General features: G+C 61.8%; 19 protein-coding genes. 8 read left to right on the forward strand and 11 right to left on the reverse strand.

What is annotated here, in order from left to right; translation table 11 throughout:
* Window positions 1–613 precede the first annotated feature (613 nt).
* Window positions 614–1522 carry a LysR family transcriptional regulator gene (locus tag IFT99_RS21805; protein WP_192135081.1) on the reverse strand — a complete coding sequence of 303 codons (909 nt, stop codon included), beginning with the start codon at window positions 1520–1522 and terminating at the stop codon, window positions 614–616.
* Window positions 1523–1626: 104 nt separating this feature from the next.
* Here IFT99_RS21805 and IFT99_RS21810 point away from each other — a divergent pair, with 104 nt between their 5' ends.
* From IFT99_RS21810 to IFT99_RS21820, 3 genes are all read left to right on the forward strand, one after another.
* Window positions 1627–2226, forward strand: coding sequence for a short chain dehydrogenase (locus IFT99_RS21810; protein ID WP_192135083.1), 600 nt, complete (start codon window positions 1627–1629; stop codon window positions 2224–2226).
* 62 nt (window positions 2227–2288) lie between these two features.
* On the forward strand, window positions 2289–2969 hold the full coding sequence (locus tag IFT99_RS21815) for a hypothetical protein (RefSeq protein WP_065992615.1): 681 nt from the start codon (window positions 2289–2291) through the stop codon (window positions 2967–2969).
* 113 nt (window positions 2970–3082) lie between these two features.
* Complete coding sequence (locus tag IFT99_RS21820) at window positions 3083–4696, forward strand: NAD(P)/FAD-dependent oxidoreductase (RefSeq protein WP_192135085.1); 1614 nt, start codon at window positions 3083–3085, stop codon at window positions 4694–4696.
* A gap of 127 nt (window positions 4697–4823) precedes the next feature.
* On the opposite strand, the gene IFT99_RS21825 is transcribed toward IFT99_RS21820, so the two are convergent.
* The 6 genes from IFT99_RS21825 to dinG all read right to left on the reverse strand — a co-directional run bounded on the left by IFT99_RS21825 (window position 4824) and on the right by dinG (window position 13299).
* The gene (locus IFT99_RS21825) at window positions 4824–5288 is read right to left on the reverse strand and encodes a glycine zipper 2TM domain-containing protein (RefSeq protein WP_192135087.1); all 465 of its coding nucleotides are present in this window, start codon (window positions 5286–5288) and stop codon (window positions 4824–4826) included.
* A 200-nt stretch (window positions 5289–5488) separates the two neighbouring features.
* Window positions 5489–6136, reverse strand: coding sequence for a pyridoxamine 5'-phosphate oxidase (gene pdxH / locus IFT99_RS21830; RefSeq protein WP_192135089.1), 648 nt, complete (start codon window positions 6134–6136; stop codon window positions 5489–5491).
* A 48-nt stretch (window positions 6137–6184) separates the two neighbouring features.
* Window positions 6185–7291 carry an OmpA family protein gene (locus tag IFT99_RS21835; protein WP_192135091.1) on the reverse strand — a complete coding sequence of 369 codons (1107 nt, stop codon included), beginning with the start codon at window positions 7289–7291 and terminating at the stop codon, window positions 6185–6187.
* Window positions 7292–7441: 150 nt separating this feature from the next.
* Window positions 7442–8590 carry a serine hydrolase gene (locus IFT99_RS21840; RefSeq protein ID WP_192135093.1) on the reverse strand — a complete coding sequence of 383 codons (1149 nt, stop codon included), beginning with the start codon at window positions 8588–8590 and terminating at the stop codon, window positions 7442–7444.
* Between the two features lie 76 nt (window positions 8591–8666).
* Complete coding sequence (locus IFT99_RS21845; RefSeq protein ID WP_192135095.1) at window positions 8667–11045, reverse strand: beta-galactosidase; 2379 nt, start codon at window positions 11043–11045, stop codon at window positions 8667–8669.
* 109 nt (window positions 11046–11154) lie between these two features.
* A complete protein-coding gene (dinG, locus tag IFT99_RS21850) occupies window positions 11155–13299 on the reverse strand; it encodes an ATP-dependent DNA helicase DinG (RefSeq protein ID WP_192135097.1) in 2145 nt (714 codons plus the stop codon).
* A 129-nt stretch (window positions 13300–13428) separates the two neighbouring features.
* On the opposite strand from dinG, the gene IFT99_RS21855 reads away from it, so the two are divergent.
* The gene (locus IFT99_RS21855) at window positions 13429–13893 is read left to right on the forward strand and encodes a CopD family protein (RefSeq protein WP_192135098.1); all 465 of its coding nucleotides are present in this window, start codon (window positions 13429–13431) and stop codon (window positions 13891–13893) included.
* A 97-nt stretch (window positions 13894–13990) separates the two neighbouring features.
* Here the strand turns inward: IFT99_RS21855 and IFT99_RS21860 are convergent, their stop codons facing one another.
* The 3 genes from IFT99_RS21860 to IFT99_RS21870 form a co-directional block, all read right to left on the reverse strand.
* A complete protein-coding gene (locus tag IFT99_RS21860; protein WP_192135100.1) occupies window positions 13991–14764 on the reverse strand; it encodes a collagen-like protein in 774 nt (257 codons plus the stop codon).
* Window positions 14757–15032 carry a DUF1145 domain-containing protein gene (locus tag IFT99_RS21865; RefSeq protein ID WP_192135102.1) on the reverse strand — a complete coding sequence of 92 codons (276 nt, stop codon included), beginning with the start codon at window positions 15030–15032 and terminating at the stop codon, window positions 14757–14759. Before IFT99_RS21865 ends, IFT99_RS21860 begins: the two co-directional genes overlap by 8 nt.
* A 609-nt stretch (window positions 15033–15641) precedes the next feature.
* Window positions 15642–16343, reverse strand: a complete 702-nt coding sequence (locus tag IFT99_RS21870) for an OmpA family protein (RefSeq protein WP_192135104.1) — start codon at window positions 16341–16343, stop codon at window positions 15642–15644.
* Window positions 16344–16587: 244 nt separating this feature from the next.
* Here IFT99_RS21870 and IFT99_RS21875 point away from each other — a divergent pair, with 244 nt between their 5' ends.
* Together IFT99_RS21875 and IFT99_RS21880 are read left to right on the forward strand one after the other, a co-directional pair.
* Window positions 16588–17085, forward strand: coding sequence for a DUF6231 family protein (locus IFT99_RS21875; protein WP_192135106.1), 498 nt, complete (start codon window positions 16588–16590; stop codon window positions 17083–17085).
* 10 nt (window positions 17086–17095) lie between these two features.
* Window positions 17096–17569, forward strand: a complete 474-nt coding sequence (locus tag IFT99_RS21880) for a YchJ family protein (RefSeq protein ID WP_192135108.1) — start codon at window positions 17096–17098, stop codon at window positions 17567–17569.
* Window positions 17570–17610: 41 nt separating this feature from the next.
* On the opposite strand, the gene IFT99_RS21885 is transcribed toward IFT99_RS21880, so the two are convergent.
* Window positions 17611–18201 carry a hypothetical protein gene (locus tag IFT99_RS21885; RefSeq protein ID WP_192135110.1) on the reverse strand — a complete coding sequence of 197 codons (591 nt, stop codon included), beginning with the start codon at window positions 18199–18201 and terminating at the stop codon, window positions 17611–17613.
* A gap of 102 nt (window positions 18202–18303) precedes the next feature.
* Here IFT99_RS21885 and IFT99_RS21890 point away from each other — a divergent pair, with 102 nt between their 5' ends.
* Window positions 18304–18789, forward strand: coding sequence for an LEA type 2 family protein (locus tag IFT99_RS21890; RefSeq protein ID WP_065992587.1), 486 nt, complete (start codon window positions 18304–18306; stop codon window positions 18787–18789).
* A 4-nt stretch (window positions 18790–18793) separates the two neighbouring features.
* Window positions 18794–19000: an SEC-C metal-binding domain-containing protein gene (locus IFT99_RS21895; protein ID WP_065992586.1), complete on the forward strand. Its 207-nt coding sequence runs from the start codon at window positions 18794–18796 to the stop codon at window positions 18998–19000.
* The last annotated feature ends 114 nt before the right edge of the window (window positions 19001–19114 follow it).

Below are 19114 nucleotides of genomic sequence, written 5' to 3' on the forward strand. Positions count from 1 at the left end.
CAGGCCGGCCTGGTAAGAGCACGGCCTGCCTAACGGCAGGCCGTAACCGGCCCGCACACAAAAAATCTGACAGTCCCGGATCGGGCGTCTGCCTGGGGGCAGACTGTTTCGCCTTCGGCGAGTTACTTTTAAAAAGCACTAAAAGTAACCAAAAGTGCCTGCTCTCGGTTGGGCCCGACTTCGTCGGGTTCCTTCACTCCGGTCTCGCTCCGTGGGCCCGCGCCGAACGGACATCCCTGTCCTGACGGCGCTCTCGCCGCATCCATGCGGCTCGGCCCACTGCGCGAAACCTCCGTTCAGCCTGCACCCAAGTCGCGTTTGGTGGTGTCTGGGCATCTTGTGTTTGAAGATCAAAAGCGCTTTTAAAGCAGATCAAAGGCTTCCCGGCTGAAGCCGGTCCTACGGGGATCGCCGCTGGTTCTGCGGGGTGTACGCTGGTGCTGTTGTAGGACTGGCTTTAGCCGGGAAGAGGCCTGTGGTTGCGCCATCAATTTTGAATGTTAAAACCTGCCTGATCGCCCCCCGCTCGACCTGTTGATGATCGTTAATGCATCCCTTGACGCTCTGCGTTAGCTCTGTTGTCGCCCAAACAGCGAAGCCAGTTTTCGCGCCGTCAGAGCGTTTCCAGCACCGCAGTGCTGCGCTCGAACCATTCGGTCAGGTAGTCAGCCATGACCTTCACCCTTCTCGGCAGTCGTCCCTCAAAGGGATGGACCAGGTACAGCGATGAAACCGGCGTCTGGTAATCGCGCAGCAGCCAGTGCAGCCGCCCGGCTTTCAGTTCCTCATGCACCATATAGGACGGCAGGCGGGCGATGCCGGCGCCGACGAGGGCGGCTTTTTTCAGGAGGCCGTAGTGGTTGCTGGCGAAGGTGCCGCGGACGTTGACGCGGGTCAGTTCGTGTTTCTGGTGGTAAGCCCACGACTCACGGCCGCTGTGGTGGCTGTTGAGCAGGCATCGGTGCACGCGCAGTTCTTCCGGCGTTTGCGGGGTGCCATGTTTGGCGAGGTAGTCCGGGCTGGCGCAGGTCAGTTCCTGTAGCGACAGCAACGGCTTGGCCACCAGGCGTTCGTCAATGCCCACGCTGGAGCGTATGCCCAGATCAAAGCCATCACGGCGCATGTCGCGGAAGTGGTTGTTGAGGTCTAGCTCAACCTGCACATCGGGGTAGGTGTGGGCGAATTCGCTGAGCAGGCCTTCGAAGAAGGTTTCCCCCAATGACACCGGCACGGTCAGGCGCACGGTGCCGATCAGGCTTTCGCTCAGGTAGGCCATGGCGTCGCGGACGCGGTCGCGCTGGGCCAGCAGTGCGCGGGCCTCGGGCAGGAGAATGGCGCCCGCCGAGGTCAGGGTCAGGCTGCGGGTGGTGCGATGCAGCAGCGTCACGCCGAAGTTTTTTTCCAGTTTGCTGATGCGCTTGGACAGTTGGCTGGTACTGGTGTCCAGCCATTGCGCGGCCAGGGTGAAGCTGTTGGCCTCCACCAGCATCGCGAACGCGGCCAGGTCGTCCATTTCGCTCATGATTGTTTCCTTTCTGACAAACCGGGATTGCCGTTTAGCCCCTGTATCCGTGGGAAATGGCGACTCACACTGAGCGCCTGATCCATACCAGGGGAAACCGCATCATGAAAATTCTATTGATTGGCGCCAGCGGCACCATCGGCTCGGCGATCGAGAAAGAGTTGGCGCCACGCCACGAGGTCGTTCGCATCGGCAGAACCGGCGCAGACGAGCACGTCGATATTAGTGACAGCGACTCGATCCGCAAACTATTCGAACGGACGGGCCCTTTCGACGCATTGATTTGCGCGGCCGGCAATGTCACCTTCGCGCCGCTCGGCGAAATGACGGGCGATTCCTTCGCCCTGGGCCTGCGCGACAAGCTGATGGGTCAGGTCAATCTGTTGCTGATCGGCCGGGAATTCGCCAACGACGGCGCGTCCTTCACCTTCACCACCGGCATCACCAGCATCGAGCCGATTCGCACCGGGACGTCTGCCAGCCTGGTCAACGGTGCCATCGACGCCTTCGTGCGCGCCGCCGCCATCGAGATGCCGCGCGGCATGCGCGTCAACTCGGTCAGCCCCAACGTGCTGGTCGCAGCCATGGACAGCTACGCGCCATACTTCCGCGGCTTCAAGCCTGTTCCGGCAGCAGATGTCGCACTGGCGTATGCAAAAAGTGTCGAAGGGCTACAAACCGGACAGACGTATCGCGTCGGTTAATCACCCCTTGTGATGAGCGAGCAGGCTGAGTAACGTGGCGGCACTTGTCTGGAGACCGTCCCATGTCCGCTGCTCGTTCCGCCCTGATGTTTGCCTTGTTGCCCCTGTTTGCCGGCTGCCAGTTGATGCCCCTGTCGTCGAATGACAGCAAGGTGTCGACGGCCGGCATGATCCGCATGCAGGGCACCCTCAGCGGTGACGGCGGCAAACTGTTCTTCGCTCCGTGCAATGAACAGCGCCGCTATGCAGTGACCGACAAGGGCAACACCGGCGTCCTGCAGGAAGCCGCTTCGGTGGTGGACAAGAACGGCAAAGCGTTCGCCGATGTTCGCGGCAACTTCGTCGCGAGCAAGGCCCAGGGCAGTGACGGTCAGGCTGACATTTATCAGCTCTACCGCGTCGAGCGCCCGAGCGGTGCCTGCGAGGACCCCAACTTCAAGCGCCTGACCATTCATGCCAGCGGCAACGGTCCGAAATGGAACCTGAACGCCAGCGGCAAGGGTCTGGTGCTTGAGCGCGAAGGCAAAGAGCCGTTCGCTGTGCCCTACATGGAAGAGCAGATGCCCGAGGGCCGCTTCAACCTGATCACCGACGCCAACAATCAACACGTCGAGCTCTACGTCGCGCCGCTGCGCTGTGTGGACCCGTCGAACGGCTCGGTCCAGCACCTGACCGCCGAACTGCGGGTCAATGGCCAGGTTCAGCGCGGTTGCGCGTACTTTGGCGCGATGCGTAACGATTGATGGAGTGGCGGATGTCGTCGCTCGGGCCACCGCTCCCTGCCCAATGTGGCTTATAATCGCGCGCTCTTGTAGTGCTGCCGGGCCGATCCTGCGGCCCGAAACCGGATCTTTCAATGTTACGAATCACCGAATTCAAACTGCCGCTGGACCATGCGGACGACGAACTGCGCCCCGCACTTCTGCAGCGCCTGGCCATCGGCAGCGACGAGCTTTTGGATTTCACCCTGTTCAAGCGCAGCTACGATGCGCGCAAGAAATCCACTGAGCTGCAGTTCATTCACACCGTCGACTTTCAGGTGCGCGACGAAGCCGCCCTGCTTCAGCGCCTGAGTCACGACAAACACATCGGTCCGGCCCCGGACGTGAGTTACAAGATGGTCGGCCACGCCCCTGCCGAGCTGAACCAGCGTCCGCTGGTTGTCGGCTTCGGCCCGTGCGGGATATTCGCCGGCCTGTTGCTGGCGCAGATGGGCTTCAAGCCGATCATTCTGGAGCGCGGCACGGAAGTTCGTCAGCGCACCAAGGACACGTGGGGCCTATGGCGCAAGAACGTGCTCAACCCGGAGTCCAACGTGCAGTTCGGCGAGGGCGGCGCGGGAACGTTTTCTGACGGCAAGCTCTATAGCCAGATCAAAGACCCTAAATTCATTGGCCGCAAGGTCTTGCACGAGTTCGTCAAAGCCGGCGCGCCGGAAGAAATTCTCTACGTCAGCAAGCCGCACATCGGCACCTTCCGGTTGACCGGCGTCGTCGAGAACATGCGTCATCAGATCGAAGCGCTGGGCGGCGAAGTGCGTTTCCAGCAGCGCGTCACCGATGTGCTGATCGAAGACGGCCAGATGCAGGGCGTTGTGCTCGACAGCGGCGAGCGCATCGACTCCCGGCACGTGATTCTGGCGCTGGGCCACAGCGCCCGGGACACCTTCCGCATGCTCCACGGCCGCGGCGTGTTCATGGAGGCCAAGCCGTTTTCGGTCGGCTTCCGCATCGAGCACCCTCAGGGTTTGATCGACCGCGCGCGGCTGGGCAAGTACGCCGGTCACCCGAAGCTTGGCGCTGCCGATTACAAGCTGGTGCACCACGCCAAGAACGGCCGTTCGGTGTACAGCTTCTGCATGTGCCCCGGGGGCACCGTAGTGGCAGCGACCTCGGAGCCCAACCGTGTCGTCACCAACGGCATGAGCCAGTACTCGCGCAACGAGCGCAACGCCAACTCCGGCATTGTCGTGGGCATCACGCCCGAGCAGGATTATCCGGGCAGCCCGCTGGCCGGCATCGAACTGCAGGAGCGTCTGGAGTCCCACGCCTACCTCATGGGCGGCGAAACCTACGAAGCCCCGGCGCAGCTGGTGGGTGATTTCATCGCGGGGAAAGCGTCAACAGCGCTGGGCACCGTTGAACCTTCCTACAAGCCGGGCGTAAAGCTGACCGACCTTGCCGACGCGCTACCCGCCTTCGCCATCGAAGCCATTCGTGAGGCGCTGCCCGCGTTCGAGAAGCAGATCAGAGGATTCTCGCAGCACGACGCGATCCTCACCGGCATCGAAACGCGCACCTCCTCGCCCCTGCGCATCACCCGTGGCGAAGACCTGCAAAGCCTGAACGTCAAGGGTCTGTTCCCGGCGGGCGAAGGCGCAGGCTATGCCGGCGGCATCCTGTCGGCCGGTGTCGACGGGATCCGCATCGCCGAAGCACTGGCCCGCGACATATTGGGCATTGCTGGCTAAGCCCAGCACTACCCTCCCCGCCAGCGCGTACTGAAATGCAAAACGCCCCGAATGATCGGGGCGTTTTCATGAGCGGGCATTAGACTCGGCTTCGGGCCAAGCAGCGCTTCAGGACGTGCATCGGCGTTTAGTGGCTGACGCGACTGGTACCGTTGACGGTCATGATGCGAACACGCTCGCCCACACGGAAGATCTCGTTTTCCTGAACTTCCTGCACATAGGCGCGCATGGTGCCGTCGTCTTCACGCACGGTGATCTCGACGCCTTGAGCACGGGTCAGGCCGCCTTCCGCCGCGGAGCCCAGCAGACCACCGGCGACCGCACCGATCACGGCCGTCACGATGCTGCCGCGACCGCCACCGATGGCACTGCCGCCCACGCCACCGACGATGGCACCGGCACCCGCGCCGATCGGAGTTTTGGTGCCTTCAATCTTCACCGGACGCAGCGATTCGATGGTACCCAGGCGTACGGTCTGCACCTGACGAGCTTCGTCGCGCGAGTACGAGTCGCCGGTGAGGCTTGAAGTACAGCCGCCCAGCATCAGCGCCATGGCGGTGAACGAAGCAACCAACAAAGCAGACTTGCGCATAACAGTTATCTCCATAGGAACAGGTAGCCATTAGACTCTGCGACGCCAATCGATGTCACGGCCCTGTACCGATAATTTACGTTTATTCAGGCGTGATACAGCAACACCCCGACGTCTACCTCAGTGGACGACAGCGCCGGAAATTGATTCAAAGAAAAGTGTGACAGAGACGCTGAAGCCGGGTGTTCAAAGACCGGCAATCAGGGCGCGAGGCGCTCGCGCTGCCACTCATCTTCAACTAAACGATAGTTCAGGCGGTCATGCAGGCGGCTTGGACGCCCCTGCCAGAATTCGATGCGATCGGGCACCAGACGATAGCCGCCCCAGTGATCGGGACAGTCAGGCTGGGCGTCTATGAAACGCGCCTCGGTGGCTTTGAGCAAGCCCTCGAGCGCTTCACGGTCGGCAATCACCCGGCTTTGCGGCGATGCCCAGGCACCGAGGCGGCTGCCGAGGGGGCGTACCTGAAAATAGGCGTCGGATTCTTCGTGGCTGACCTTGGCCACGCGGCCTTCAACGCGCACCTGACGTTCCAGAGTGGGCCAGAAAAACGTCATGGCGGCAAAAGGACGTGCATTCAACTGCTGGCCTTTGGCGCTCTCGTAGTTCGAAAAGAACGTGAATCCCTGAGCGTCCAGACCTTTGAGCAGCAGGACCCGACAGTGCGGGCGGCCGTCGGCGTCGACGGTCGCCAGCGTCATGGCGTTGGCCTCGACCGGCGCCTGCTCGGTTTCGACCGCTTCGTTGAACCAGCGATGAAACAGTGCGAAGGGTTCTTCCGGAGACTGGGCTTCGGTCAACCCTTCGCGGGCGTAGTTACGACGCATATCGGCCAGACGCTGGCTCATCACTGCCTTCCTTAATCGAGATCCGTGAACAGAACCCCGATCTTAACCTCAGTTGCCGGCTTGAGCATCCGGCGCAGGTTTTTTGGCCGCAGCTTTCGCAGGCGCTGCCTTGGCTTTCGCCGGTGCAGCTTTCTTCACCGGTGCTTTTTTGGCCGCAGGCGCTTTGGCTGCGGAAGCCTTGGTCGCCGCAGCTTTCTTCACCGGTGCGGCCGACTTGGCAGGCGCAGCGGCCTTGGTCGGTGCAGCAACGGGTGCAGGGGCCGGCGCGTTGGCAGTTTGCACGGCCAGCAGGGTCGGTGCTGGCGGCAAGTTGTACTTGGCCATCTGGGCAACCATGGTGTCTTGCGGGGTGAGGATGATTTCCACACGACGGTTGAGTGCGCGACCCGGCACGCTATCGCTGGCTGCCCGGGGCATATCGGCGCCCATGCCACGCAGGCTCAGACGGTTACGCTGCAGGCCGCTGAGGCGGAAAATCGCCGCGACCGACTGTGCGCGCTGCTGGCTGATCTTGAGATCGGAATCGCTGGCGACATCGCTGTGGCCCAGCACCAGAACGGCGGCGCGCGGGTCGACTTCAACGATCTTGGCCATGCGGCTGATCGGGCCGAGATTGGTCGGCAGGAGCATTTCCGGGCGCTTCGGATTGAAGGTGCTGTCGACCGGCGCGGTCACCACGAGGATGTCGTCACGGCGCTCCAGCTGGAACTGGCTGTCCTTGATCGCTTCGCGGACTTTCGGCTCGTTCAGATCCAGCCAGGCCTGGGTCACTTTCGGGTCGACTTTGGGAACAGCAGGTGCGGCGTCTTTTTTGGCGTCGGTTGCACCGAACGGCCACCACCACTTGTTGGCGTCGCCGGCCTGGGCAACGGCCGGGGCTGCAGCCGGTTGAGTGGCGGCGACTTCCGGTTTCTTCTCGGTTTCGCCATGGTCAGAGCCGAACGGCCAGTACCAGCGCGTACCGGTTTCGGTCTGAGCTTTGGCCACTTGTGCAGCCGCCGGGCTTGGCGCCGGGGTTGCAGGAGCGGCATCGGCGCCCTTGCCTGAACCGAACGACCACCAGTGGTCATTGCTGGCCGACTGATCCTGAGGGGTTTGCGCACAGCCGGTGACGGCGAGGCAGATGGCGAATGCGAGGCTTTTGTTAGCTGACATGGGTGACCCACATGAATAATTGATCAGAAAATGAACGAAGCAGCGCTCATATAACACGCATAAAGACTGTTTTGGAAAAAGAAACCGCCCTACGGCTCCGTTATCCAGATTTAACTGACAGTCGGTAGAACAAGCACTTAACGGCGATAGTTATTGCAAACACTCACCAAGCACGCGCACCAGTTGCTGCGCGCGCGGATCCATGAGCACGTAGGGACCGAGGGTGTTGGTCACAAACCCAAACGCCACATCGCGCTCGGGATCAGCGAAGCCGACCGAGCCGCCTGCGCCGGGATGGCCAAATGCCTTGGCGCCCAGCCCGAACGTGGCGTTAGGCACCGTCGGTTGATCGAGCATGCAGCCCAGACCGAAGCGGGTCTGAGTGAGCAGCGTCTTGTCCTGCCCAATGCTGTGCTCACGGGTCAGTTCGTTGAGCAGGTCGCCGTCCAGCAGACTGCCATCCAGCAAGCCGCTGTAAAAACCGGCCAGACTGCGGGCGTTGCCATGGCCATTGGCGGCAGGTTGCTGCATGCGCCGCCATTCCGGCTTGTTGGTGCTTGTCATGATCGAGGGCGGGTTGGTGAACGCCCGCGCCGTCATGGAAGCAGGCTCGCGCATCGTGGTCTGCAACAGGCGCTGCGCGGCCTCATCACCCACATTGCCCTTGCCCCTGGCAATGTGGGCGACACGATGAAATTCTTCATCGGCCAAACCGACATGGAAATCCAGGCCCAAGGGCCGCGAAATACGCGCAGCGATAGACTCGCCCGGACCGCGCCCGTCGGCACGACGAATCATCTCGCCCACCAGCCAGCCATAAGTGATGGCGGCATAACCGTGGCCCTGACCCGGCGTCCACCAGGGTTCCTCGGCAGCCAACACGCTCGTCATGGCCTGCCAGTCATAAAGCGCTTCAGCCGGCAATATTTCACGGATCGCCGGAAGCCCGGCCTGATGGCACAGCAACTGGCGCAGCGTGATGGATTGTTTGCCGTTGGCGGCGAACTCGGGCCAGAGACGCGCCACGGGCTCATCGAGATTCAGCTTGCCCTCGCCCACCAGCTGCAACGCCGTGACGGCAGTAAACGTTTTGGTGCAGGAGAAGAGATTGGCGAGGGTGTCGCTGTGCCAGACTTCGCCGCGATCCTTGTCTGCCGTGCCCGCCCACAGATCCAGCACCGTCTCCCCGCCGATCTGCACGCACAGCGCAGCGCCACGCTCCTGCGGATCGTCGAACAGCGCGGCGAATGCCTCGCGAACGGCCTCAAACTGAAGCTCGAAATGGCCTTGAATCTGCACGGTCTGGCTCTCCGGTCGGGCTGCAAAAAAATGGCGCACATTGTTCCAGCGATTGGGCGCTTTGGGAACCGTCTGGTTAAGGGCGCTTGCCGATCACGTCAACGACCTGTGCATTGGCCTTGCGCACCGCCTCGACGAAGCCCGAGTACGGCACGTCGGTGATACCTACCAGTCCGAGGTGGCCGTTTTCACCGTCCAGCAATCGGCCGGTGACAGGCTGATCCAGGTACTGGAACCAATGCACACCGACAATGGAAGGCTCGGCCAGCGCGCTCTTCAGGAAATTGGCATACGCCGGGCCGCGATCTTCTTCACGCGGCACTTCGAGCACCCCGCCCCAGAACGGCCCGCGATCACGAGAGCCAAAGTGAAACTCACTGACCAGCACAGGCTTGTCGAGGACGTGCAGTTTTGCAAAGTCCACGCCGTCCTGAGGTTTGAGCGTATAGAAGTTGAAACTCAGCACGTCGCAGAACTTGGCGCAGGCTTCGACCGCCTCAGGGCTGGTGACGCCAAAGCGCCCGCCGAGCAGGAGATGGTTCGGCGCATGCCACTTGAGCGCGTCGGAAATGGTTTTGAAATAGGTCTCGGCGAACACACGCTGGAAATACCTGAAGTCGTTTTCGATCTCCGGGTGCTCTGCGCTGGGCAGCGGCGGCTCGAAGCCCGGGTCTTCCATCAACTCCCACGCTGCCAAGTGAATACCCCACGCCTTGGACAACCCCTCTTCGTTGCGGTACTTGTCGCGCAACTGCTTGAGGAAGGCACGCTTGGCCGGCACATCGGTGGTCAGCTTCAGCGTGCCGTAGGCCAATGCGTAGCGATCCTTCGGAGCGTTGCCCGGCGCAGCCCAGGCCAATTCGTTATCGGCGAAGTAACCGATCAGGTACGGGTCATCACGATGGTCGCGAGCAGCGATGGCGACGGCCCGCTCGGTGGCCATGGCAAAACGCGGATCGAACGGATCAGGCATGCCGCCCCACCAATCCAAGCCGGTGCTGATACTGACGTAGTCGCCAACGATGGACAGCGGCAGTGTGTAGGGCACGCGTTCCTTTTTACTGCTTTCGAGGTTTTGCAGCGCAGGCTCGCTCCAGTTGCCGACGGTGTTGAAGCCCCAGGCCTGCAAGCGTTGCAGGGTGTGATCAACCCAGCGTTTGCGGTCGACGATCACCGGCTTGCATTCGACTGCAGGCGCAGATGTGGCGGTTTTTTCAGGCTGAGGCGCTGGCAAGGTCTGACCGTTAGCGCTGTCGCCAGTTGACGCGGTCGTTGCTGCTGGAGTGGCTGCAGTGTTGGCTGGCGTTTCGTCTTCGTCGTCCGCCGGATCAACAGGCTTGGAGACTTCAACGCACTTCGGCACGCCGTAGGTACGCTGCAGATTTGCACCATAGAAGTCGAACCAGCGGCCCTGATCGAACTGCCGGTTGCGGTTGGCACCCGTCTCGCGGTTGTCGTCGCCCTTGCCGTAGAACGCGGCGAGTGGATCGTCGCTGCCGGGCAGGCCGGTGAACATGGTTTCCCGACCCTCGACGTAGGTCTGGCTGTCGTCAGCGGAGATGGCATTCACGCCCAGGGAGTAGAAAGGATGGCCCTCTGGCGTCACCAGATACCAGCGCTCGTCGCGCTTCTCGGTGCGGAAAAAGCCCTTCGCTTCGAACGCCGGTCCGTTGAGCAAGCCGCCGTATTTGTCGTGAGCCGGCCGGTCTTTCAGCCAGCTTTGCAACTGTTGCTGCTCCTTGCCCGCCAGTGTCTTGAGCTGCTCGTCGCTGGTGACCTTCTCCGGCCACTTGCCTCGGGTGAACTGACCGTAACCGTCAACCAGGTTGCCGTAGGCAGCGGTTAGCAAGGCATCGCCCTCTTGCACGCCGAACTTCTCGATCAAGACGGACTGGGCAACATTGGGTTGAGACATCGACACGGTGACCGATGAAACCTCAGCGCTGTTCAGGTCACCTTGGGTGCTGGCCAGCAACACGCGCTGTCCCTCGTAAACCCACGGCATCGGCGGACCGGCGCGCATGCCCTGGGTCAGCGGCGAACTGGCCTTGAGCGGCAGCACCAGGGTTTGCGCCGGGCCGGCAGGCAGGTCGATGCGGCTGGTGAGGACTTTGCCGTCGCGGCTTTCGATCTGCACGTACACCGTCAATGCCCAGTCCATCGCGCTCTGCAGGCGCAAGGTCATGGCGCTGTCGTGGCTCCAGTCCCAGACGCCGGTCTGCGGGGTCAGTCGCAGACTGGGTTTGGCGACCGGATTGAAAACGACTCGGCGCAGCACTTCGCCTTCGGCCGTCTGTTCGGCGTTGGCTTGGGGAAACCCGGCATCCTGGGTGGTGACCTTCACCACGTCGGCGGGCCGGACGAAATTGAACAGCGTTTGCTGAACGTCAGGCGCGGCGTGGGCCATACCCGCGCACAGCGTGGCAAGGATGGCGGACAGTGAACGGCGAATCATGTGATCTGAAGCTCCTTGATCATCTGAGGCCCGGAGCACGAGGGGTTGCGCGCATCAGGGCGGACCGAATCTAAGACCCGGTCATCCGTGTTTCATTTGCAACACGGGTTCAGGAAATTTCGCGCCGGAATGGCGGCAGTGCGTTGAGGATGGCTTTGCCGTAGCGCTGGGTCACGACCCGGCGATCCAGCAGCGTGATGATGCCGCGATCCTGTTCGGTGCGCAGCAGACGACCGCAGGCCTGGATCAGGCGCAACGAGGCATCGGGAACGGCGATCTCCATGAACGGATTGCCACCCCGGGCTTCGATCCATTCGGCGAGCGCAGCTTCGACCGGATCATCCGGCACGGCGAAGGGAATCTTGGCGATCACTACGTGCTCACAGTAGGCGCCGGGGAGGTCGACCCCTTCAGCGAAGCTGGCCAGACCGAACAGAACGCTTTCATCGCCACCGTCGACCCGCGCCTTATGCTTGTTGAGGGTTTCCTGTTTGGACAGATTGCCCTGGATGAACACCCGCTTGCGCCAGTCCCGCTCCAGCCCGTCGAACACTTCCTGCATCTGTTTGCGCGATGAGAACAGCACCAGCGTGCCTTTGGAGCCTTCGACCAGATTCGGCAGTTCGCGGATGATGGCGGCCGTATGTTCGGCCGCGTTGCGAGGGTCGGCTTTCAAGTCCGGCACGCGCAGCACGCCTGCGTCGGCATGGTGGAAGGGGCTCGGCACCACGGCGGTGACGGCGTCCTTCGGCAGCCCGGCACGCATGCGAAAACGGTCGAACTTGCCCAGCGCGGTCAGGGTGGCGGAGGTCACCAGCGCGCCGTAGGCAACGTTCCACAGGTTGCGGCGCAACATTTCGGCCGCCAGGATCGGGCTTGCGTTGACCTCGATGTCGAACAGCGAGCCGCTGTCGGCGAGGGTCAGCCAGCGCGCCATGGGCGGGCTGTTTTCCGGATCTTCAGCGGTGAAGGCGGTCCACAATTCCCAGTTGCCGTGGGCGCGGGCCAACAAGCTGCCGAACAGCGGGTACCACTCTTCCGCCTGATGGCTGGCGATGCCGATGTTGACCTCGCCGTCCATGCCTTCTTTAAGCAGCTCGGTCAGGCGCGTGAACAGGTCGTCGAGCCGGGCGAAGCCTTTTTTCAGCTCGATGCCCATCTCGCGCATGTGTTCGGGGACCACGCCGCCGACGAAGCGATGCCGCGGACGCTCGCGGCCTTCCATGTCTTCGCCTTGCTTGAAGTCGGCAAGCTGCTCGCAGGCCGTGAACATGAACTGCTGCTGGGTCTTGATCTCCCGCGCCAGCTCGGGCACCTGCTCGATCAGCTTGCCCAGGTCGCCCGGCAGCGGGTGCTGGGCCAGCAATTTGGTGAGGTTCTTGGCGGTTTGCTCCAGCCAGTCGGCGGTGGAGCGCAGGCGACTGAAATGAGCGAAGTGACCGATCGCCTTGTCTGGCAGGTGATGGCCTTCGTCGAATACGTACAGGGTGTCGCGGGGATCGGGCAGGACCGCACCGCCTCCCAGCGCCAGGTCAGCGAGGACCATGTCGTGGTTGGTGACGATGACGTCGACTTTGCCCATGCCCTCGCGGGCTTTGTAAAAGGCGCACTGCTGGAAGTTCGGGCAATGGCGGTTGGTGCACTGACTGTGATCGGTGGTCAGCCGCGCCCAGTCCTGGTCGGCCAGTTCCTGGGGCCAGCTGTCTCGATCGCCGTCCCATTTGTTGCCGCCGAGTTTTTCGATCATGGTGGTGAAGAGCTTCTGGCTGGCTTCATCCACTTCGATCTTGAAGCCTTCTTCTTCGAACAGCTGTGCGGTCGCGCTCTGGGCGTCGCCTTCCTGCAGGAGCATGTCGAGCTTGGACAGGCACATGTAGCGGCCACGGCCCTTGGCCAGCGCGAACGTGAAGTTCAAGCCGCTGTTGCGCATCAGGTCGGGCAGGTCTTTGTAGACGATCTGCTCCTGCAGGGCGACAGTCGCGGTGGCAATGACCAGGCGCTTGCCGGCAGCCTTGGCAGTTGGAATGGCTGCGATGGCGTAGGCAACGGTTTTGCCGGTGCCGGTCCCCGCCTCAACCGCCACCACGGCGGGATCACCCGAACGGCGGCCTTCTTCGTCGGTGTCGACGTCGCCCAGCACCTTCGCCACTTCAGCGATCATCAGGCGCTGGCCGTAACGAGGCTTGAGGCTCTTGGCTTCGAGGAAACGCGAGTAGGCGCCCTGAATCTGGGATTTGAGTTCGGTGCTGATCATGGGCTGGGTCGTTGGCTCGGCGTCACGGGTGCTGAATGAAAACACGAAAACCGCTGGATATATCTTCAGTAGTCGCAGCGGGCGGCTATCATACCGCGCTAATTCTTTCTGCGCAGATCGGAGTTCTCGATGTCACCTGTAGCCTTTGTCTACGCCTTGCATGTGCTGGCGGCGATTGTGTGGGTAGGAGGAATGTTTTTCGCCTGGATGATTCTTCGACCGGCGGTCATCGCCACCCTGGAGGGCCCGGCCCGGTTGAAGCTGTGGCTGCAGGTACTACCGCGTTTCTTTGTGTGGGTCTGGTGCGCGGTGATCATGCTGCCGGTGACCGGCATCGGCATGATCAACATCAACTTCAGCGGCTTTCAGACTGCGCCCCGCTATGTGCAGGTGATGATGGGCCTGTATGTGGTGATGGTGGCGTTGTTTCTGCGCGTTTCGACGCTGAACCTGCCGCAGTTGCGCAAGGCTGTGCTCGCCGAACAATGGGCGGATGGCGCGGCCGCGATGACCGGCATTCGGCGTCTGGTGGGGATCAATCTGATGGTAGGGGTGGCCGTTGTGGCGATCGCTGCCATCAGGCCAATGTTCTGATGTGTGGGGAAGAACCTGCTCCCGAAAGACTGGTACACCCGCCAGGCATTCAGCGGTTTAGATACCGTCTTCGTGAGCAAGCTCACTCCCACAACGCTTATAAGTTGCGAACCACGATAGCGCCCGCCGGCCCTGCTGCACCGGACTGACCCTTGTCGCCGTTCTTGCCGGACTTGGCGCCGTCAGCGCGATAGACCACGCAGCCTTTGGACGCGCCGCCTTTGCCGCCGCGACCGCCGTCGCCGCCGATGCCACCGGCACCGCCTTGTACGTTGACCTTGATGCGCTCATTGCCGAAGGTCGCTGGCAGCTCTAGACGAACGAGCGCACCCGGCGCGCCGTCACGGCCGTTGCCGCCATTGTCGCCGTCGATCCCGCGACTGGCGGAACCCCACGTGCAGCCCGGATCGATGCCGTTGCCGCCATCGAGGCCGATGTAACCGGGCGAGCCTGCGCCGCCGCGGGCGTCGATGTAGAGTTGGTCGGCGTTGAGTTGTTCGATCCGCAGGTTGAGGTTGCGGCCTGGGGTCGGCGGTTTTTCGAAGGTGCCCGGAGCGCCCCGCGCGGTGATTTCCGCGCCGCCGCCGAGGTCGCCCTGTTTGACTTGCAGGCTGAACGGCTCGGCGCTCGGGACGATGGCGATGCGTGATTCGTGGCCCATGACAAGTTGGCCGACTTTGACTTCGGTGAGGCCGGCCGGGATCAGGAGGGTGCCGTAGTCGGCCACTTCGAGTCGGTCCAGTTGCAATACGCTGGTTTTGGACGGCAGGCGCATGAGCGAGTGGGTTTCGACGGAGATGGTCTGGGCCATGATCCAGGGGCTGCTCAGGGCGGACAGCAGGCCTGCCGTCATCAGCATCGCGTTACGCATGGTGTACCTCCGCCAGTGGGCGTTTGAATGTGTTCAGGTGGAATAGGCCGAAGAGCAGAATCTTGAGGCGATCGCGCCAGGGATGGGGGCGGCCGCGCAGGCTGGCGTTGTAGCTGATCAGTTCGATGAGGTGGACGAGCAGCAAGAGGCCGCCGGCCACTTTGAACAACAGGTCGAAGGGGTGTGGCATGGCGATGGTCAGGCTGGTGATTATCAGTAGCCAGAATGCTGTTGTCAGTACTTTCCCTGTTCCCCAAATCACACTCATGTGGTGCCTCTGCTGTTTTTGGTTTTGTGCGGTGAAAACGGTTTGCGCACAGTACGGGGAGGCGCGGGACTATGCCAGAGGCAGGTTTCAAAAGTTATCTGCGGCCAAGAAAAAGCTCTGCCTAACGGCAGATCGTTTCGCCTTCGGCGAGTTACTTGGAAAAGCACCCCAAGTAACCAAGGGTGCCTGCTCCTGGCTGGGTCCCTCCTTCGTCGGGATTCCCTCACTCCGACGACGCTCCGTGGGCCCGCGCCGAACGGACATCCATGTCCTGACGGCGCTCTCGCGGCATCCATGCCGCTCGGCCCACTCCGCGTCGTCTGCGTTCAGCCTGCACCCAAGTCGCGTTTGGCGGTGTTTGGGCTTTTTGTGTATGAAGATCAAAGCAACGGCAACGGCAACGGCAAAGGCAAAGGCTTCCCGGCTGAAGCCGGTCCTACGAAAAGCAGCGCGTGCAGTCCGTGGGACCGATGTCGTCCCATGTAGGACCGGCTTTAGCCGGGAAGGGGCCGGTTTGAGCGCTGATTTTTTTGAACATGAATTCAAATCCCGCCAATAGAAAAGCCCCGGCTTGCAGACCGGGGCTTTCTTTATGGCGTCAACCTTGTCTCAACGGTTGATTTTGATCTCGACGCGGCGGTTCAGGGCTCGGCCGTCGGCGGTTTTGTTGTCGGCCACTGGGCGGGCTTCGCCGTCACCTTCGACGGACACGAACGAGGCACGCGGGATGCCGGCACTGACGAGGTAGTCGGTCACCGATTGCGCACGTTTTTGCGACAGTTTCTGGTTGTAGGCGTCGCTGCCTACGCTGTCGGTGTGGCCGCTGACGTGGAGTTGCACATTCGGCGCTTCGGTTTTGAGTTTGGTCGCAACCATGTCCAGTTGCTGTTTGTCACCCGGTGTCAGGGTGGCTTTGTTGAACTCGAAGTGCACGTCACGGATGGTGATGATTTCTTCTTTCGGCAGCACCACCGGCGCGGCCATCGGTTCAGGGGCCGGTGTCACGATCGGGCAACCGGTGACATCGACCGGGGTGCCTTTCGGTGTGTTCGGGCATTTGTCCATGCTGTTGAGGACGCCGTCTCCGTCATCATCGCCGTCCCCGTGGGTCCAGCAATATGCGCCTGCCATGACGCCCACTGCAGCACCGAAGCCTGCCGCCACCGACGCGCTCTGGAAGGCGCCGATCGCAGCGCCACTCAGCGCGCCCCCGGCCGCACACAGAGGCCAGTCGGTCTTTTGCAAGCCCGCGCATCCCGTCAATACACTGGTCACCAGAATCAGAGGTAACGCTGTCCGAATCATGCTCATACGTTTCTTCTCCTTTGGTATCGGCTAAAACCGACTGAAATGCAGTAAAGACGCGTGTGGGGCCGTTCGCCACCCGGATGACGGGGGTTTTACCGGATTTCACCGCACAACTCGGGCTCTTCTGTGGAGAACAGCCTTCCGCCTTCACTCCATACGCATCGTTGTAATGCGAAATGAAAGCCTGCAAGCACTAGGCCATTGAAGTTCAGCACGCTAACCTTGCCCGCCTGATCGAGGATCTCCAATGACCGACCCCTTCTCCAGCCGCACGCCGCAACAGGCCTTGGCCGCCCTGCTCGACCTCTATGCGCCGAATCGTTTGCTGCTGGTTGGCGCCGAGACTTTTCCGGCGTTGCAGGCCTTTCAAGAAGCGCATCCGCAGACCGAGCTGGCCCACGCGGGGCCAGGTCTCTTACCCGCCGACCTGGCCGGACAGCGCTTCGATCTGGCGCTGGTGGTGGACTGCCTTGAACACATGCCCAAACGTACGGGCCTGGAGTTGTTGGGCGGCATCCGCAACCTCAATGCCAGCCGCATTGCCGTGCTGGCGGATCTTGATGCCTGCGGTTGGCAGTCCACGGATTTCTACTCGCTGGCACTGCAGGCCAGTGAACGGTTTTCCCGGGATGAACAAGTGCTGACGCTGTTCACCTACGATCTGCGCGAATACAAACAGGTGCCGGACTGGCTGAACGCGAAGTTCTGGGCCAATCCGGAGAATTACGGCAAGTACTGGTGGTGAGAAACGCATCATGAGCAGCGCAATATGCTTTTGCGGCAGCGGCAATCTTCTCGACGGTTGCTGCGGTCGCTATCACGCCGGTCAGCCCGCGCCGTGCGCCGAAGCGCTGATGCGTTCGCGCTACAGCGCTTATGTGCTGGGGTTGGTGGATTATTTGCTGGACACCACATTGCCGGCGCAACAGGCCGGGCTGGACCGTGACGCGATCAGCCAGTGGAGCGCCCGGAGCACCTGGCTGGGTCTGGAAGTCGAGGGTGCGGAGTTGATCGGCGGTCAGCCTGAACATGCATTCGTGACCTTCACCGCCCGCTGGCACGATGCCGACGGCGAGCATTGTCACCGCGAGCGCTCGGCGTTCGTGCAGCATGACAGACGCTGGTATTTCATCGACCCGACAGTGTCGATCAAAGCCGGTCGTAACGACGCCTGCCCTTGCGGCAGTCAGCAGAAATTCAAGAAGTGCTGTTCGGCTTATCTCACCTGACCTTTCAGCGACGCCAGTCACCACTCAGAGACACGCAGTCCTCAGGCCAGCCTGATGTGGGAAACGTCCGGCACCAGCGCGTGCTCAACCGGCTTGTCCTGACCCAGATCAGCGCCGGCCGGTGCCAGGCTCAAGCCGGACAGGTCAAGCTGCGGCGCACGCGCCGGCATCTTCGGATCCTGCACGTCCTGGCCCGGTTCGGAGAGCGTGAAATCCGGCGCCTCGACGTCCACAAATGCAGCCATGTACACATCGCGCGGCTTGACGCTGGCTTTGCGCGGCGGTGTGGCATCGTTGGGCGGCGGCGTCAGGCTTGACGCCTTGCGCGTCCAGGTCGGCTCGTCCGGCGGCGGCGCCAGTTCAACTTCTTCCACCTCGACCAGACCCGGCGCCTCAACGACCGGCACCATCGACACAACCTGGGCCATGGCCCCCGCGCGTTCGAGGGTCGAGCGGTACTTTTCGGCGGCGGCCTCATCGAGGTTATTTTTTAGCACCAGCCGACGGCCGGAGAACAGCAACGCGATGCGCTTAGCGTCCGCCTGGAACAGCTTTGCCAGGTTGGCCTTGACCAGATCCGGCTGCGCGCCGGGCACCAGTTGGCCGGAAAATACGATTTCGTAGTGCTGCATGGTCAATACTCCTTCGACACATGACGCGAGTATGGCGCAGGCTGTAGAGAACGGCGAGTCACGTGAAGTGGCGGTCAGACCGGGCATAAAAGGGAGCGACCCATGATGTTTGCAGCACACGTCCTCAGAATCGCAGGCCTCTTCGCGCTCCTGGCGCTGTCGGGCTGCTCGACCTGGATAACCGGCGGCTTCGAAGACCCCGACGTCAAGCTGCTGAAGGTGGAAGTGGTCAAGGCCAAGTTGCTGCGTCAGGACTTCAAGCTGCGCTTTCGGGTCGACAACCCCAATGACTCCAGCCTGTTGGTCCGCGGTCTGCGCTACAAAATCCTGCTCAACGACATGTTGCTCAGCGAAGGCGTCTACAGCGACTGGTTCATCGTCAAAGCCAACAGCCACAAAAACTTTTCCGTGCCGATCCGCACCAATCTGTGGGAACACCTCAAGGACATCTCCAAGGTGCTCGGCAAAGCCAATCAGCCGGTGCATTACCGGTTGGAAGGCAAGCTCAAGACCGGATTTTTATTCGGACACAGCGTGCGCATCGGGCGCAATGGCGACATAATCCCCGGCGATTTGATTCCGGAGTAACCCCATGAACCAGCAAGCCCACGTGCACGGTCCCGATTGTGACCACGATCACGACCATCACGATCACCACCATGACCACGGCCACGTGCACGGCCCGCATTGCGGCCACGCGCCTCAAGAGCCGGTCCGCAACACGCTCAAGGACGTCGGCCGCAACGACCCTTGCCCCTGCGGCAGCGAGAAAAAATTCAAGAAGTGCCACGGCGCATAATGCTCTCGGATGCTTCCACGGCCTGAATCTTCAGGCCGTTTTTATTTGTGTGATCGACGCCTGAAGGGGTAAAAGAGCTCAAGCCTTAATGGCAGTCGTGATGACTTCACCTGG

This window comes from Pseudomonas sp. CFBP 8772 (assembly GCF_014841665.1).
In the GTDB taxonomy this organism is placed as follows: domain Bacteria; phylum Pseudomonadota; class Gammaproteobacteria; order Pseudomonadales; family Pseudomonadaceae; genus Aquipseudomonas; species Aquipseudomonas graminis_B.

Bases quoted from the DNA above. Each gene is read 5' to 3' on its own strand.
- IFT99_RS21865 (WP_192135102.1), bottom strand. From the start codon at position 15,032: ATGAGTGTGATTTGGGGAACAGGGAAAGTACTGACAACAGCATTCTGG.
- dinG (WP_192135097.1), bottom strand. From the start codon at position 13,299: ATGATCAGCACCGAACTCAAATCCCAGATTCAGGGCGCCTACTCGCGT.
- IFT99_RS21835 (WP_192135091.1), bottom strand. From the start codon at position 7,291: ATGTCAGCTAACAAAAGCCTCGCATTCGCCATCTGCCTCGCCGTCACC.
- IFT99_RS21815 (WP_065992615.1), top strand. From the start codon at position 2,289: ATGTCCGCTGCTCGTTCCGCCCTGATGTTTGCCTTGTTGCCCCTGTTT.
- IFT99_RS21885 (WP_192135110.1), bottom strand. From the start codon at position 18,201: ATGCAGCACTACGAAATCGTATTTTCCGGCCAACTGGTGCCCGGCGCG.
- IFT99_RS21820 (WP_192135085.1), top strand. From the start codon at position 3,083: ATGTTACGAATCACCGAATTCAAACTGCCGCTGGACCATGCGGACGAC.
- IFT99_RS21870 (WP_192135104.1), bottom strand. From the start codon at position 16,343: ATGAGCATGATTCGGACAGCGTTACCTCTGATTCTGGTGACCAGTGTA.
- IFT99_RS21805 (WP_192135081.1), bottom strand. From the start codon at position 1,522: ATGAGCGAAATGGACGACCTGGCCGCGTTCGCGATGCTGGTGGAGGCC.
- pdxH (WP_192135089.1), bottom strand. From the start codon at position 6,136: ATGAGCCAGCGTCTGGCCGATATGCGTCGTAACTACGCCCGCGAAGGG.
- IFT99_RS21845 (WP_192135095.1), bottom strand. From the start codon at position 11,045: ATGATTCGCCGTTCACTGTCCGCCATCCTTGCCACGCTGTGCGCGGGT.
- IFT99_RS21825 (WP_192135087.1), bottom strand. From the start codon at position 5,288: ATGCGCAAGTCTGCTTTGTTGGTTGCTTCGTTCACCGCCATGGCGCTG.
- IFT99_RS21855 (WP_192135098.1), top strand. From the start codon at position 13,429: ATGTCACCTGTAGCCTTTGTCTACGCCTTGCATGTGCTGGCGGCGATT.
- IFT99_RS21875 (WP_192135106.1), top strand. From the start codon at position 16,588: ATGACCGACCCCTTCTCCAGCCGCACGCCGCAACAGGCCTTGGCCGCC.
- IFT99_RS21860 (WP_192135100.1), bottom strand. From the start codon at position 14,764: ATGCGTAACGCGATGCTGATGACGGCAGGCCTGCTGTCCGCCCTGAGC.
- IFT99_RS21890 (WP_065992587.1), top strand. From the start codon at position 18,304: ATGATGTTTGCAGCACACGTCCTCAGAATCGCAGGCCTCTTCGCGCTC.
- IFT99_RS21895 (WP_065992586.1), top strand. From the start codon at position 18,794: ATGAACCAGCAAGCCCACGTGCACGGTCCCGATTGTGACCACGATCAC.
- IFT99_RS21880 (WP_192135108.1), top strand. From the start codon at position 17,096: ATGAGCAGCGCAATATGCTTTTGCGGCAGCGGCAATCTTCTCGACGGT.
- IFT99_RS21810 (WP_192135083.1), top strand. From the start codon at position 1,627: ATGAAAATTCTATTGATTGGCGCCAGCGGCACCATCGGCTCGGCGATC.